13 protein-coding genes are annotated in these 14,936 nt (G+C 54.3%); 4 read left to right on the top strand and 9 right to left on the bottom strand.

The annotated features are described in order from the left end of the window. Nucleotide 1 precedes the first annotated feature (1 nt). A complete protein-coding gene (locus DZC51_RS13260) occupies nt 2–1,762 on the top strand; it encodes a vWA domain-containing protein (protein ID WP_157296669.1) in 1,761 nt (586 codons plus the stop codon). Then, complete coding sequence (locus DZC51_RS13255) at nt 1,746–4,316, top strand: VWA domain-containing protein (protein WP_157296667.1); 2,571 nt, start codon at nt 1,746–1,748, stop codon at nt 4,314–4,316. The genes DZC51_RS13260 and DZC51_RS13255 overlap by 17 nt, the downstream gene beginning before the upstream one ends. Before the next feature lie 94 nt (nt 4,317–4,410). Here the strand turns inward: DZC51_RS13255 and DZC51_RS13250 are convergent, their stop codons facing one another. The 8 genes from DZC51_RS13250 to DZC51_RS13215 all read right to left on the bottom strand — a co-directional run bounded on the left by DZC51_RS13250 (nt 4,411) and on the right by DZC51_RS13215 (nt 12,040). Beyond that, nucleotides 4,411–4,563 carry a hypothetical protein gene (locus DZC51_RS13250; protein ID WP_157296665.1) on the bottom strand — a complete coding sequence of 51 codons (153 nt, stop codon included), beginning with the start codon at nt 4,561–4,563 and terminating at the stop codon, nt 4,411–4,413. A gap of 140 nt (nt 4,564–4,703) precedes the next feature. Continuing rightward, a complete protein-coding gene (locus DZC51_RS13245; RefSeq protein ID WP_157296663.1) occupies nt 4,704–5,924 on the bottom strand; it encodes an MFS transporter in 1,221 nt (406 codons plus the stop codon). 148 nt (nt 5,925–6,072) lie between these two features. Next, nucleotides 6,073–7,149, bottom strand: a complete 1,077-nt coding sequence (locus DZC51_RS13240; RefSeq protein WP_157296661.1) for an ABC transporter substrate-binding protein — start codon at nt 7,147–7,149, stop codon at nt 6,073–6,075. Then, nucleotides 7,146–7,946, bottom strand: coding sequence for an ABC transporter permease (locus DZC51_RS13235; RefSeq protein WP_157296659.1), 801 nt, complete (start codon nt 7,944–7,946; stop codon nt 7,146–7,148). Before DZC51_RS13235 ends, DZC51_RS13240 begins: the two co-directional genes overlap by 4 nt. Further along, on the bottom strand, nt 7,930–8,754 hold the full coding sequence (locus DZC51_RS13230) for an ABC transporter permease (protein WP_157296658.1): 825 nt from the start codon (nt 8,752–8,754) through the stop codon (nt 7,930–7,932). The genes DZC51_RS13235 and DZC51_RS13230 overlap by 17 nt, the downstream gene beginning before the upstream one ends. Next, the gene (locus tag DZC51_RS13225) at nt 8,744–9,850 is read right to left on the bottom strand and encodes an ABC transporter ATP-binding protein (RefSeq protein WP_157296656.1); all 1,107 of its coding nucleotides are present in this window, start codon (nt 9,848–9,850) and stop codon (nt 8,744–8,746) included. The genes DZC51_RS13230 and DZC51_RS13225 overlap by 11 nt, the downstream gene beginning before the upstream one ends. Nucleotides 9,851–9,872: 22 nt before the next feature. Continuing rightward, nucleotides 9,873–10,415, bottom strand: a complete 543-nt coding sequence (locus tag DZC51_RS13220) for a helix-turn-helix domain-containing protein (RefSeq protein ID WP_157296654.1) — start codon at nt 10,413–10,415, stop codon at nt 9,873–9,875. Between the two features lie 167 nt (nt 10,416–10,582). Beyond that, the gene (locus DZC51_RS13215) at nt 10,583–12,040 is read right to left on the bottom strand and encodes a magnesium transporter CorA family protein (protein ID WP_157296652.1); all 1,458 of its coding nucleotides are present in this window, start codon (nt 12,038–12,040) and stop codon (nt 10,583–10,585) included. Nucleotides 12,041–12,107: 67 nt separating this feature from the next. On the opposite strand from DZC51_RS13215, the gene DZC51_RS13210 reads away from it, so the two are divergent. Both DZC51_RS13210 and DZC51_RS13205 read left to right on the top strand, forming a co-directional pair. Beyond that, on the top strand, nt 12,108–12,392 hold the full coding sequence (locus DZC51_RS13210; RefSeq protein WP_063179624.1) for a hypothetical protein: 285 nt from the start codon (nt 12,108–12,110) through the stop codon (nt 12,390–12,392). 111 nt (nt 12,393–12,503) lie between these two features. Further along, nucleotides 12,504–13,163: a potassium channel family protein gene (locus tag DZC51_RS13205; protein WP_157296650.1), complete on the top strand. Its 660-nt coding sequence runs from the start codon at nt 12,504–12,506 to the stop codon at nt 13,161–13,163. A gap of 100 nt (nt 13,164–13,263) precedes the next feature. On the opposite strand, the gene rnjA is transcribed toward DZC51_RS13205, so the two are convergent. After that, complete coding sequence (gene rnjA / locus DZC51_RS13200; RefSeq protein WP_157296648.1) at nt 13,264–14,934, bottom strand: ribonuclease J1; 1,671 nt, start codon at nt 14,932–14,934, stop codon at nt 13,264–13,266. Nucleotides 14,935–14,936: the final 2 nt, after the last annotated feature.

Below are 14,936 nucleotides of genomic sequence, written 5' to 3'. Positions count from 1 at the left end.
GATGGGTTTCGGTTCAATCGGAATGATCTGGACGCTGGCCGTTCCCGCCATCGTCCTCCTTTATTATTTTTTCAGGAAAAAATACGAGGAACGCACGGTGCCGTCCATCCTTTTTTGGGAACAATCCCGGAAGCATACGGAAAGCTCTCCTCTTATCAGTCACCTGAACCGGAATGCTCTCTTTTATTTGCAGATGGCGGCCCTATTGCTGTTCGTGCTTCTGCTGATGAAGCCGGGCATAGCCGGTTCCGGCAATAATTCAGGACATTTAATCATCGTGGCGGACACATCTGCCACGATGCTGGCCGATGAAGACGGTGAGCCACTGATTGAACGGCAAAAGACCAAGATGGAATCATTGATCCGCGATAATGAAGGCGCGCGATTCACCATCATCCGTGCATCAGGATCCCCGGATGTCTTGCTGCAGGGTTCCGAACAGGCGGATCAAGCGATCGGGATTGTCAGGAGCATGGGACTGACTTATGCACATCAGGATCTGAATGCGGCAATGGCGCTCGCAGGCACAGTTGCCGGCGGAGAAAAGGCGGATGTGCATGTTTTCACCGACGCTGCGGGCCCGGAAGACTTTCCGCCAGCTATGCCCGGGCTGGTTTACAGAATTCATGCCGCGTCAACCCTTCCGGAAAATGTATCGATCGAGCAGTTCGGCATCGCCCGGATGGAAGACGGACAGTCGGCAATTGCGGTCGTGACCAATGACTCTCCGACGGACAAAAAAATCGTGCTTTCCCTTGAAGATGGACAGGGCAACCCGGTAGGGAAAGTGCACGAACTGACAATAGCCGAAGGCGAGTCGGAACGGATTGTGTTTGATGGGCTGCCGGCCGTCCCAGGACTCAAACTCACAATGGAAACAGATGATGGCTATCCGGCGGACAATATCGTCCATGCCGTTTCCGGCGGAGGGGAACTGCAGGTCTATGCGGATGCCGGACTGCATGAGCTGGTTCATAAAGCCCTCCTGGCGACCGGTGCCGATGTGACCGCTTATGGAAGGGACGAGGCGGAGCAACTGCCGGAAGAGGCGATTGTCGTAACCGGTTCGGAAAAGACATTCCAGGAACGCCGGGGACGCACGATCCTGTTCGGACGGGAAGGGCAACCCGAAGAAAATCCGGTGTTCATCACACCATCAGAGGTTCCGCTGTTCGGTTTTGCGCCAGGTGAGGATATCTATGTCTCCGGACTTTATCCTCCCTTCCCGGACATGGAGGCGGTCGCAGGCCCTCAGAGCAGCCCGCTGATCCAGAGGGCTTCCGACGGCAGGATTGCGGTGCTGGCCGACCCGTCCATGACGGACTGGCCGCTCCGTCCATCCTTCCCGCTGTTTCTCTGGAGTGCAATTGACGGCTATTCCCGGGAGCAGGCTGGTGCCGGAACCTTCCTCCCCGGAGAAAGGCGTTCGGTCACGCCTTCGCTTGAAGGGGGCTGGCAATTATATACCTCGGACGGAGAATACCTCGCGGAATTCGGCCCCGCCGAGGCGGTGGCCGCGCCTGATCAGCCCGGGCTGTATGTTCTCCGGGCCGGTAAGGAAGAGCGCTACCTGGCCGTCATCCTGCCTGAGGAAGAACGTACGGTGAAGGCCGGACTTTCGTACACCGCCGGCGAGAGAGAAAGCGGCGGGACTTCTGGATCCGCCGACAATCAGCCGATTGTGGTGCCGCTTGTCCTCCTGATCTTGCTTCTGATTCTTGCGGAATGGGAGGTGCAGCGGCGTCATGGACTTTCGTATTGAACATCCGGCCTATCTATTGCTTCTTCTCCCGGTGTTCGGCTATCTTTTCTGGTCATGGAAACTGGAGCAGGGAAAAAGTGGGCGCAAGGCCTTTGTACTTCTAGGTATGAGAATATCTGTTGCCGCACTCCTGATCTTTGCGGCAGCCTCCCCTTACCTTCTGATGCGGGCGGAGGAGGAGCGGCTGTTCTTCCTTGTGGACCGCTCCGCCTCGATGGAAGGGACTGAGGAAGAGGTTTCAGCCTTCCTGGAAGAGGCAGTCAGCCAGGGGCAGGACCGCAATGTCACAGTGCTATCGTTTGCGGGAGAGGCATGGAATGACCCTTTGGAGTCCGGGAGCCCGGATATCACCAGGCACACCGGAGAAACGGATCTCGAAGGTGCACTTCGGTATGCGTCAGCCGCTGCTGCGGGAAGTCCCGCCAGAATCGTGGTCTTATCAGACGGCAGAGAGACGAGGGGGGATGCGCTGGAGTATATCCGCAGCCAACTGCCCCAAGATGTCACGGTAGACGCGGCAGTATTCGCCGCACCGGATTCAGAAGACGTATCCGTCTCATCATTCACCGTCCCGACAACGGGCAGGAAAGGCGAGTCGCAGCAGCTGGACGTGACCGTCCGGGCGACCGCGCCTGCGGCGGCACGGCTGATCCTGTTCCGCAATGATCAGCCGGTTGCCGAGAGGGACACTGAGCTTTCCGAAGGGGAAAACCGCTTTACATTCAGCGAGGTCCAGACTGAAGAGGGACTCGTGAAATATGAGGTGCAAGTCATCATGAAGGAGGACGGCATTCAGGAAAACAACCGGATGACTGCCGTCACCGAGATTGAAGGACCGCCGCGCGTGCTGATCGCAGATAGCACCGGGACTCCGGGCCAGCTCGGAAACTTGGTCGGAAAAAGCGGGATCAGCGTTGAGACGGTCCATGCCGGAGACCTTCCGCAGGACCTTTCGTCCTATCTGCAGTATGATGCCATCATCTTCGACAATGTGCCTGGCCATCGGGTCGGGGAGGAAAGAATGGCTGTCATTGAACAGGCCGTCCGGACATTCGGCCTCGGGTTTATGATGGTCGGCGGAGAGGAGAGCTTTGGGCTGGGCGGTTATTTCCGTACGCCGATCGAGAAGATACTTCCTGTCGATATGGACGTGACCGGCAAACAGGTCATCCCATCACTGGGCCTCGTGATCGTACTGGACCGCTCAGGCAGCATGGCCGGGCGTAAACTTGAGCTGGCGAAAGAGGCAGCCGCACGCTCTGTGGCCCTTCTCAGGGAAGACGACACGCTCGGATTTATTGCATTTGACGAGAGTCCGTGGGAAGTAATCGAAACGTCCCCGATCGGTGATCCGAATGAAGCATCGGGGAAAATCATGTCGGTCACGCCGGGCGGCGGCACCGATATTTATCCTTCAGTCGCTTTGGCCTACGAACGGCTCAGTGGCCTGGATCTGGAACGGAAGCACATCATCCTTCTGACAGACGGAATGTCTGCGGCAGGCGGGAATTACGCGTCTCTTGCAGAAAAAGGTGACTCCGACGGGGTGACCATGTCGACTGTGGCAATAGGTGAGGATGCGGACCGGCAACTCCTCCGGCAGCTCGCCGATCAGGCTTCCGGCCGCTATTATGAAGTGACAGATGCAGACTCGGTTCCGTCCATCCTGTCCAGGGAGACTGCCATGCTGTCGAGAACCTATATTGTGGACGAGCCTTTCACGCCCGCCGTACGCGGGGGGACAGGCTGGGATACGCTGTTCGGCAACGGGCTGCCGCAGATGAACGCTTACATCGCGACGACGGCAAAACCCGATTCCGATGTCATCCTGGAGAGCCCGGAAGGCGATCCGATCATCGCGGAAGGCCGGTACGGCCTGGGCAGGACTCTCGCCTATACATCCGGCTCGGGTGGCTGGAGCGGCGGGTTCGCATCCTGGGACCGATGGGGAGAATTGTGGACAACCGCCGTTTCAAGAATTCTTCCCCAATACCGCAGTGAGGCGTTCGACATCCGCAGGAACAAAGACGGTTCCTATACGGTGACCGGACCGGAGTCCATGCCCTTCCTGGACATAGCCGCCGTCGACGAAGGGGGCCGTGAGCTCGGGACGGCTGTTGAACCGGTCAGGCCGGGTACGGCGCGCGTACGGGTACAGTCAGGCCCGAGCCTCGTCTTCTTCAGGATATCCGGGGACGGGGAGAGTGTCACGACAGCCGGCATCTCGATTCCGTATGGTGCCGAGTACCGGCCCGGACCTCCGGATCAGGAACGCCTTTCTGCCATCGCAGAAAGGTCGGGAGGCCGAGTGCTGGAATCGGCCAAAGAAGCCCTGAGACCGCCTGAATCCTCCAAGAAGGAGATCCTCCCGGCCTGGGACTGGTTCGCCCTTGCGGCAATGCTGATCTTCTTTGCGGATATCACACTGCGGAGATTTGGATTGCCGCGAATCCGGAAACCAGGCAGGTCTGCAGGAGGGACAAGGGAATCAGCAGCGAACATGGAAGAAACGAGCTTGGAAAAGCTGCTGAAAGCAAAAAAGCAGGATCAATAATGTGAAACGCAGGAGTTGGCCATACAAAGCGCCTGGCCTCTGATGAACCCATCGGTTGAGGAAATGATGAAACCGGGGCAGGTGGTGACCGCGATCAGCCGAGTGTGGTGATTTCGTCATTCATCCGGGCAATTTCGTCATTCGACCCCAGGAAGCTGGCGAATGACGAGATCGGGGGGCCGAATGACGAAATCGGGCATGCGAATGACGAAACCAAGCGCGTGAATGACGAAACCGCCGTATGCATTGAGGATCTCTCCCTGTAGGGAAAACCCATCCCTACGAGCAGAAATCAGCAGGGCACAAGAAAAAGGGCTGTCACTCAAAATCTGAGTGACGGCCCTTTTTGCTTTCAGTGGTCCTGCATAAATTGTCGGTTTTCATTTTTTACCGGGTCACTGCAACCTTTCTGGAGCGGAGCGTCCGGAGCTGTTCCCGGTGGAGCCTTGCCCAGGAAGCGGTGATGCCGAAGCAGACGAGCAGTACCGCAGTCCCGAAAATATACGGGATGGCCATATTGATATCGAACAGCGTGCCCGCGAGCGCAGGACCGAACATATTGCCGAGGCTCATGTAGGCATTGATCAGGCCGGCGGCAAATCCCTGTTCATTACCGGCCATCTTGGAGATCAGCGTGTTGAGTGCCGGACGCAGAAGCGAGGTCGCCGTGAAGAAGAAAGTGGAGATCAGCATCAGCGACCAGAACCGGTCCACAAACAGAATGCCGGTCATGGCAAAGGCGGCAATCAGCAGGTTCACAAGAATGACACGCATCTCCCCATACTTCCTGAACAGCGGATCGACGACAAAAGTCTGGACAACGACCCCGACAAAGCCTCCGATTGTCATCAGTATCGCAATCTCGGCCGGGGTGTAGGCATATTTTTTGTCCATATACATGGAGATCGTCGCCTGGAAGTTTGCGAGTCCGAACGAGAAGACAAGCGTGATAATCAGCAGGATAAAGTAATTCAGTGCAACAGAACGCTTTAGCTGGCCAAGGATGTTTTCCTGCTTCCTTGGCTCCTGCTTTTCCGGTCCGTTTTTTGGACGAGGGTCCGGAAGAATCAGGGTAGAGGACAATGCGGCAATCAGGGCGACGCTGCAGGCGATATAAAACGGGAACTGCAGGCTCACGTTCGAGAGGAATCCCCCGATGGATGGGCCGATCATGAAGCCCAGGGACATGGAAGCACCGAGCCATCCCATCCCTTTTCCGCGGTCATCAAAGGTCGTGATGTCGGCCACGAACGCCATCATCGGCGGGATGAGGAAAGCAGCACCGAAGCCAGTGATAAACCGGGCGACGAACAGCATCCAAAGTTCAGTCGCGAGGCCGAAGGCAAGCTGTGACAGGCCGAAGACGACAAGCCCGAAGATGATCAGCTTCTTCCGGCCATATCTGTCAGACAGGTTGCCGGATATCGGGGAGAACAGGAATTGCGCCAGAGCAAAGGAGGAAATCAGGAAACCCAGCACCTGGCCGGCTGCTCCAAATGTCTCCAGGTAAGCCGGCATGATCGGGATGATCAGTCCGATGCCGGACATCGCGATGAACATGTTGAACATGAGGATATACAATGCAGAACGATTGGTTCCCTCCGCCATGCCCGGGCCCCCCTTTTAAAGTTTCGTGTGTCAAACAATTCTACCATACCCATCATACCCGTTTCACCATCGTCGAATGTCTCCAACAGAAAATATCTGCCCCAGACAGAAAAACAGTCCGGAATATGCAGATTCCGGACTGCCTGTATCAGTTCATCCCCATCTTGAAGCGGAGAAAGCGTTCGTTGTATTCACCGGTCATTTCCGGCCCGAGGTTCCGGTATACTTCAAGTCGCTCGCGGATTTCCTCATCCGGATAAAAACGCTCATCCCCGGTCACTTCGGGGTCCATCAGCTCAAGTCCGGCGGCATTCGGCGTAGAATAGCCGACCCAATCGGCATTCTGTGCCGCAACTTCCGCATCGAGCATGAAGTTGATGAACTGATGCGCGCCATCGACGTTGGCCGCGGTCTTCGGAATGATCATGTTGTCGAACCAGAGGTTGGATCCTTCCTCAGGCACCGCGAAGTCGATTGATTCGTTGATATACATCATGTCGAGGGCCTGGCCCGACCAGGTGAGTGCGATCGCTGCCTCGTTGCGCCGCATCATCTCAACGATCTCATCGCCGATGATGGCTTTTACATTCGGTGTCAGTTCATCCAGCTTGGCTGATGCGGCATCCAGTTCGGACTCATCGGTCGAGTTGAGGGAATAGCCGAGGCTGTTCAGTCCCATCCCCATGACCTCGCGGGCACTGTCGACGAGGATGATCTGCTCGCGGAGCTCGGGCCTCCACAGGTCCTCCCAGCTCGTGAAGTCAAAGTCCTCCTCGAGAAGGTCCGGGTTGAAGGCGATTCCGACGGTTCCCCAGAAGTAGGGGACGGAGTATTCGTTGTCCGGGTCGAACGGCAGATCCAGGAAATACGGATCGATGTTTTTCAGGTTCGGAATTTTTGAGTGATCGAGCGGTATGAGGAGATCTTCCTCCTTCATGTTCTCGATCATGTATTCGGACGGCATGGCGACATCATAGGATGTACCGCCCTGCTGGACTTTCGTCATCATCGCTTCGTTGGAGTCGAATGTCTCATAGACGACGCGGATGCCGGTTTCCTCGGTGAACTGATCCAGCAGTTCAGGATCCAGGTATTCGCCCCAGTTATATACAGTGATGGTGTCGCTTCCCGTGCTGCCCGACGTCTTTCCGAGCTGGCTGTTGATGTAGAGCAGCAGTGCGGATACGACGATCACGGCAACTGCGGCACGGATAATCTCTTTCATTTCTTCACCCCCGTGACAGGTGTGCGATTGCGCCTATTCAGCGCATAGTAGACCAGGACAAGACCGACGGTGACGATGAAGATCAGGCCGGAAAGCGCATTGATCGTCAGCGTGATGCCGGCCCGCGCCATCGAGTAGATTTCGACGGACAGGGTACTGAAGCCATTCCCGGTGACGAAGAACGTCACGGCAAAGTCATCAAGCGAGTAGGTGAGTGCCAGGAAAAAACCTGCAAAGATGCCCGGCTTGATGTATGGGATGATGACACGCGTGAGAACGTCCCTGCCTGATGCGCCAAGGTCGCGGGCGGCATCGATCAGCGAGTCGCTCATTTCCAGCAGTTTCGGCAGAACCATGAGGACGACGATCGGGATGCTGAATGCGATGTGTGAGATCAGCACCGATGCGAATCCGAGACGCACGCCAACCGCGGTGAAAAGGATCAGGAACGACGCACCGATGATGACATCAGGACTGACGATCAGCACGTTATTCAAAGAAAGCAGCGTGTTTCGCAACTTCCGGTTTTTCAGATAAACAATCGCAAGTGCGCCAAGGACTCCGACCGCGGTAGAGACCAGTGCCGACAACAGGGCGACAATCACCGTGTTGAACACGATCATGATCAGCCGGGTATCTTCAAAGACTGCGGCATAATGTTCCCAAGTAAACGATTCAAACGATGACATCGTTCCGTTCGAGTTGAACGAATAAAAGATCAGGAAGAAAATAGGCGCATACAGGATGATGAATACAATCGTGAGAAAGAACTTCTGGATATTACTTTGTTTTCCCAACGGATGCGCCTCCTTTCTCCTTCTGGCCGGTGAACAGCATGATGATGAACATGAACAGGATCAGGAAGACTGCGATCGTCGATCCCATTCCCCAGTTCTGGGTGACAAGGAACTGCTGCTCGATGGCTGTGCCCAGCGTAATGACCTTGTTTCCGGCAATCAGCCGTGTGATCATAAACAGCGATAGCGCCGGGATGAAGGTCACCTGGATGCCGGATTTCACACCATTCATCGTGAGCGGGAGGATGACCTTCCTGAACGTCGTCCACGGGCTTGCCCCGAGATCACGGGATGCATCGATCAGCGCGGGATTGAGCCTATCGATTGCATTGAAAATCGGAAGGATCATGAACGGAATGAAAATATATACCGATACGAAAATAAAGCTGAAGTCGGTGAACAGGAGTTGTGTGGATCCGATGCCGATTGCCGCGAAAAAGGCGTTGATCGGACCGTACTGACCGAAAATCCCGATGAAGGCATATGTCTTCAGGAGCAAGTTGATCCAGGATGGGATGATGATCAGCAGCAGCCAGAGCTGCTTGTTTTTGGTCTTCGTCAGAAAGTAGGCTGTCGGATACGCGATCAGCAGTGAAAACAGTGTGATCAGGAAAGCGTACCAGAACGAGCTGAGTGTCAGTTCCAGGTAGATCGAAGAAAAGAATGCACGGTAGTTGGCAAGCGTCAAATCACCGTGGATATTGAACAGCGAATAATACACGACAAGTGCAATCGGCGCGATGACAAACAGTAGGATCCAGGCACCATAGGGAATCAGGTAAAGTGCGCGTGTCGATTTATTCTGCATGGTCGGACACCTCGTAGGATTCGAGCCTCCGGTCGAAATCTTCCTCCGATTCGTTCAGCCTCATGACGTGGATTGCCTCAGGGTCGAAGTCCAGGCCGATTTCATCTCCGACCTGCGCCTTTCTCGTTGAATGAACGAGCCACTCATTGCCGTCTTTGTCGTAGGTGGACAGTTCATAATGGACACCGCGGAACAGTTGTGTGTCTACAGTAACGACTAGTTTTCCGCGGTCGGGGGAAGTGATCTCCAGATCTTCAGGACGGATGACCACTTCAATCTTTTCATTCGGATCGAGGCCGGCATCGACGCATTCGAACTCTCTGCCCGCGAAACGGACGAGATGGTCGCGGATCATGACACCATCGACAATGTTGGATTCGCCGATAAAGTCTGCGACAAACCGGTTGATCGGCTCGTCGTAAATATCGATCGGCGTGCCGGACTGAACGATCTCGCCGGCATTCATGACGAAAATTTCGTCCGACATCGCGAGTGCTTCTTCCTGGTCATGGGTGACGAAGATGAACGTTTTGCCGAGGCGCTGCTGCAATTCGCGGAGCTCGTACTGCATCTCTGTCCGGAGTTTAAGGTCGAGAGCGGACAGCGGTTCGTCTAGAAGGATGATCTCCGGGTCATTGACGATGGCGCGGGCGATGGCCACACGCTGACGCTGGCCGCCGGACATCTCGGAAATTTCGCGATTTTCATATCCCTGGAGGTTGACGAACCGCAATGCTTCCTCGACACGGCGCTTCACTTCCGCCTGTTTGATCTTTTTGATGCGAAGCCCGAAGGCGACGTTCTCAAAGACGTTCAGGTGTGGAAAGAGGGCATAGTCCTGGAACACGGTATTGACCTGCCGCTCGTTCGGAGGGGTATCATTGATCTTCTTGCCGTTAAACTGGATTTCACCGCTGCTCGGCTCGATGAAGCCTGCAATCAGGCGGAGTATCGTCGTCTTCCCGCAGCCTGAAGGGCCGAGAAGGGTATAAAATTTGCCGCGCTCCATTTCGAAGCTGATGTTGTTCAGGACGGTCGTGTCGTCGTTGTACCGCTTGGAGACATTTTCGAAGCGGATAATAGGCTGTTGGGTCATGTCTTACCTCCAGTATCAATAATCACAAATAAGAATCAGTGGCGATGAGCAGGCATCGGGCCTCCCCGGGACCGGCATTTGAAAGCTGATGATCATGCGATGCTTCGTAGTAAAGGGCATCGCCCGTTCCGGCCTTATAACTCTCTGTACCCAATTGGAGCATGATCTGCCCTTTCAATACGTAAATGAACGTCTGCGATAGGGAAGGCTCGAACTCTTTGAATCCTCCGCCGGGCTCAAGAGTCAGCAGGACGGGCTCCATCTCCTTCTCGTTTGACTCGGAAACTAGCCACCGGACGGAGTATCCCCGGTCCTCATCAGTGTTCAGGATATGTTCGTCCTTGCTGAAGACGACCTTGGACGCAGGGCTGCCGTCGTCGAAAAACTCCTTGGGGGAAGAACCGAGTACCTCCAAAAGAGAAAACAGGGTCTCGATGGACGGAGAGGTGTGGTCGCGTTCAAGCTGGGAGATATAGCCCTTGCTCAAATCTGTCCTCTCGCCGAGTTCTTCCTGTGTAAGCCCTTTTTTCAGCCGGAGCTGCTTGATCTTTTTCCCGATTTGCATGGGACAGCCTCCTGTGGAGTTTACTTATAATAAACTTTAAGTTTAGCAATAGCGGATTTTATTATACAAAATTCATTCGTGATTGCAAGAGGAAAATTTCATCCGTTTCATAGCGGAAGGCATGACAAAAGCCCGGAACGCCGATATTTGCGTTCCGGACTGACGGATCAGAAGTCCAGATCATCCATTTTTCTCTTCAGCTTACGCCATACGATCCGGCCGAGGTAAGAGAAGAAGAGATAAATCGACATGCCGATACCAAGTAAAGCGGTAATGAGCGCGATCCATCCGAACAATCCATATGAAGAAATCTCTTTCCAGCTTGTATCGTTTTTCCAGTCGTCAATCACCAGGTTCATCCCGTAGATGCCCGAGATGACAGTAAAGACGGTGAGAAAGAAAAGGAGCAGGTTCATCCGGTTCGCAGCCGCGTTTTCCTGTGTGCGGTACAACTCATCGAGTGTGGTGTGCACTTCCTCATACAGGTCGTCCAGGCTGAATGCCTGCCTGAAGAGCAGCCCCAATTCCCGTCCTTCCTGGCGGACACTGACATGTTTGAAGTAGTACCAGGATGAAAAAATCGTAATCAGCTCAATCAGCCGCTTCAGGTACTCTTCATCCTTGTCCCATTGGAGACGGCTATACTCGAACGATACCCGAAGAAGCATGATCCGGTAAAAGTAATGCAGCAAAAAATTATAGTAGTGTGTTCCCATGAAGTGGGCAAGAGGGCGCTGCATCTCCTCAGAACTTTTCGTGGTTACATTGATGTAGGAGAGATCTGTGGCAAGCGTGTACAGATCCGGTGCCCATCGGTCGTGCAAATACTTGTCCAGATAATCTCTTATGTAGTTCATGTTGGAAGCCGAGATGAACGGTTTTCCTTCGGGAGAGAGTCCGTCGACCTTGCCGATCCGGAACAGCTGCTCATCACTAAGTTCCGTGCCCGGTTCTGCGAACAGGAAGGAGGTGACGAACATCCGCTCATCCTCGAAATAGGGGAGGCTCCCGAAATAGCCTTTGAGCCGATCATCGTGGATGATAAACGACTTGATGGCAGAAGCGAAGCGGTCGAGAAGAAATTCATGGACGTTTGAAAATTCAATGCCATCTTCACAATAAATGACCGATCCTTTCTCCTCTTTCAGCTTGTTTTCGGCCGCCCTGAAGTGCTGCATGAAATTCAGGACGGAGGATAGCGGCAGCCCGTTGTCCAGCAGGCGTACCCTGGACGTAAAGAACGCGATGCCGAAAGGACCCAGCGTCACATCAAGGCTCATAAAGCGGAACGGATAGCGCTCTCCGTCGGCCGTCAGCTCAAAATCTTCTCCGATCACTTTGTAGAAGCGGTGGAAACCATATTCCTCGATAGTCGGAGGGAAGATTTTGCGTTCCACATAGGGAAGGAAATACTGATCCAGCTCCTCCTGGGAAATCTCGATGGAACCTTCATAGAGATCATTGATCTGTCCGCCGGGATCCTCAAGTGTAAAAAAGTGAAATCCGTCTTTCCTGAGCGCATCAGCCGCTTTTTTGATCTGTTTTTTTCTATAGGCAAATGGCAGGATAAAGGAGAGATACCCGTCTTTGACAATGAAATCTTTCGTATCAGGAACCTCTGTCATGTTTTCACCGCCATTCATTGTAGTTTTGGGATGATGTGGTACACTATTGGAAAAAGGAGGGGTGGCAATGGGCAAGAACAATTTCTTCCCGGGTCCGGACCATGGCCGGGGGCGAAGCCGCAATGGCGTAACGCCCGTCATCGAAGGGGTTTTCCTGATGACAAAAGATCGCATCATCCCTTATGAAGAACTGGATGATTATTGTGAATTCTGTCTGGAACCACTGTCCTATGATGCCACCTATGATTCCGCGTATTGCGCCGGATGCAATGAGTGGCGCGAAGAGACCTGTACAGATCCGAAATGCCAGTTCTGCACGGACCGGCCAAAGCGTCCGTTTGACCGGGGCTGAACAGCCTCCCCCCTCATCCTTCCCTTTATCCTGGGGGGCGTAAACGGAAATTGAAGCTGTAATTTACGCACGGACCGCACCGGGGCGGGCCTGCGGCTGGAGGCAAGAAAAATGAAGAAAGAGTTTGTCGTAGTCGGACTGGGCCGGTTCGGCGGAAGCATCTGCCGTGAACTGGTGGAGCAGGGGGCGGACGTCCTCGCCATCGACCAGGATCCGGAGAGGGTGGACGAGTTCGCCTCGATCGCGACACAGGCCGTCGTGGCGGACACGACCGACGAGCAGGCGCTCGTGTCTCTCGGTATCCGGAATTTTGAACATGTGATTGTTGCAATCGGAGAGGACATCCAGTCGAGCATCCTGACCACCTTGATTCTGAAGGAACTCGGCGTCGAAAAAATCACGGTTAAAGCGCAAAATGACTATCACGCGAAAGTGCTCCAGAAAATCGGGGCGGACCAGGTCGTCCATCCCGAGCGGGACATGGGAATCCGTATCGCGAATAATATGATCTCAAATAATATTCTTGATTATCTTGAATTGTCCGATGAGCACTCCATCATGGAGATCAAGGCGAATGAGATGCTTGCAGGCCATTCCATCCTGGACCTTGATATACGGGCGAGGTACGGCATCAACATCGTGGCGATCAAGAGGGGAGAGGACGTAGTGGTCTCTCCTATGGCGGAGGAACCGATCCACGAAGGGGACATCCTGATCATCATCGGGTCAGACGCGGATATCCTGAGATTTGAGAAAAAAGCGCTGCACTGAGCAGCGATGAAAGCCCCGGCATACATAGCCGGGGCTTTTTTGACGGGTAACAATATAAAAAGCTGCACGGAATACGATTCCGTGCAGCTTTTTTCGTTGATCAGACTTCCATGACGACAGGAAGGATCATCGGCTTGCGTTTGGTCTGTTCGTACAGATATGGACCAAGAATATCTGTGATCTGGCTCTTGAGCGCTTCGGTGTCCGGCGTATCAGAATTGGCAACCGACTGACGAAGACGCCGGTTCAGCATCGACTGCGCTTCGTTGATCATCTGGCCGGATTCACGCATATAGACGAATCCGCGTGAGATCAGGTCAGGACCGGCAACGATCTTGCCCTTTGCCTTGTTCAGCGTGACGACCACGATAACGAGCCCGTCTTCAGAAAGGACACGGCGGTCGCGCAGGACGACGTTGCCGATGTCACCGATTCCGCTGCCGTCGATATAGACATCTCCGGACGGGATCCGTCCCGCCAGATGGGCCTCGTTAGAGCTGAGCGCGAGAACATCTCCATTCTCCATAATGAAGATGTTGTCCTCAGGCACGTCACACTGGACAGCAAGCCCGGCATGGGTCTTCAGCATCCGGTATTCACCGTGGATCGGCATGAAGAACTTCGGCTTGATCAGGCGGAGCATGAGTTTCTGCTCCTGCTGAGATCCGTGCCCGGAAGTATGGATGTTGTTGAGGGACCCATGGATGACTTCAGCGCCTGCACGGAACAGCAGGTTGATGGTCCGATTGACACTGGCGATATTGCCCGGGATCGGGGAAGAAGAGAAGATGACCGTGTCCCCAGGCTGAATCTGGATCTGCCGGTGTGTGCCGTTTGCAATCCGTGAAAGTGCTGCCATCGGTTCGCCCTGGCTTCCCGTGCAGAGGATCATGACCTCATTGGCAGGAAGGCGGTTCAGCGTCTGGGTATCAACGAACATTTCCTTCGGCGCATCGATATAGCCAAGTTCCGTGCCGATGGTGATTGCATTGTCCATGCTACGGCCGAACACGGCGATTTTCCTGCCGTGACGGATGGCGGCTTCCACTGCCTGCTGAAGCCGGTAGATATTGGAGGCGAATGTCGCAAAGATAATCCTTCCGTTCACTTTCCGGAAAATCTCATCGATGCTTTCTCCGACAGTCTTCTCGGACATCGTGAAATCAGGCACTTCCGCATTCGTACTGTCGGAGAGAAGGCAGAGTACGCCTTCTTCTCCGATCTGCGCCATCTTCGCAAGGTTTGCCGGCTCACCGACAGGAGTGAAGTCGAACTTGAAATCACCGGTGTGGACAATGTTGCCCGGAGGTGTTTTCACCACGATCCCGAAGGCATCGGGTATACTGTGGGTCGTCCTGAAAAAGCTGACCGAAGTTTTCCTGAATTTGATCACGTCATCTTCTCCGACTTCGATCAGTTTCGTGCGGCGGAGGAGTCCGTGCTCCTCAAGCTTGTTGCGCAGGAGGCCCAGCGCCAGCTTGCCGCCATAAACCGGGATGTTCACCTTTTTGAGCAGGTAAGGAATACCGCCGATATGGTCCTCGTGGCCATGTGTGATAAATAAGCCTTTTATTTTATCCACATTCCGCTCGATGTACGTATAGTCGGGAATCACATAGTCGATGCCGAGCAGGTCATCTTCAGGGAACATGATCCCCGCATCAATGAGGATGATTTCATCCTGGAATTGGACCCCATACGTGTTTTTGCCGATTTCGCCCAGTCCGCCGAGCGCAAATACGGCTGTCTGATCATTCTTGACCGATTTCATCC

It is taken from the genome of Bhargavaea sp. CC-171006, assembly GCF_009761675.1.
Classification (GTDB): Bacteria; Bacillota; Bacilli; order Bacillales_A; family Planococcaceae; genus Bhargavaea; species Bhargavaea changchunensis.
The sequence above is the reverse complement of the archived record's forward strand: the minus strand, read 5'-3'. Positions and strand labels throughout refer to the sequence as shown.

Coding starts and splice junctions, on each gene's coding strand:
- DZC51_RS13205 (WP_157296650.1), top strand. CDS start 12,504: ATGAAGAAAGAGTTTGTCGTAGTCGGACTGGGCCGGTTCGGCGGAAGC.
- DZC51_RS13210 (WP_063179624.1), top strand. CDS start 12,108: ATGGGCAAGAACAATTTCTTCCCGGGTCCGGACCATGGCCGGGGGCGA.
- DZC51_RS13225 (WP_157296656.1), bottom strand. CDS start 9,850: ATGACCCAACAGCCTATTATCCGCTTCGAAAATGTCTCCAAGCGGTAC.
- DZC51_RS13240 (WP_157296661.1), bottom strand. CDS start 7,149: ATGAAAGAGATTATCCGTGCCGCAGTTGCCGTGATCGTCGTATCCGCA.
- DZC51_RS13250 (WP_157296665.1), bottom strand. CDS start 4,563: ATGCATACGGCGGTTTCGTCATTCACGCGCTTGGTTTCGTCATTCGCA.
- DZC51_RS13245 (WP_157296663.1), bottom strand. CDS start 5,924: ATGGCGGAGGGAACCAATCGTTCTGCATTGTATATCCTCATGTTCAAC.
- rnjA (WP_157296648.1), bottom strand. CDS start 14,934: ATGAAATCGGTCAAGAATGATCAGACAGCCGTATTTGCGCTCGGCGGA.
- DZC51_RS13255 (WP_157296667.1), top strand. CDS start 1,746: ATGGACTTTCGTATTGAACATCCGGCCTATCTATTGCTTCTTCTCCCG.
- DZC51_RS13215 (WP_157296652.1), bottom strand. CDS start 12,040: ATGACAGAGGTTCCTGATACGAAAGATTTCATTGTCAAAGACGGGTAT.
- DZC51_RS13230 (WP_157296658.1), bottom strand. CDS start 8,754: ATGCAGAATAAATCGACACGCGCACTTTACCTGATTCCCTATGGTGCC.
- DZC51_RS13260 (WP_157296669.1), top strand. CDS start 2: ATGGGTTTCGGTTCAATCGGAATGATCTGGACGCTGGCCGTTCCCGCC.
- DZC51_RS13220 (WP_157296654.1), bottom strand. CDS start 10,415: ATGCAAATCGGGAAAAAGATCAAGCAGCTCCGGCTGAAAAAAGGGCTT.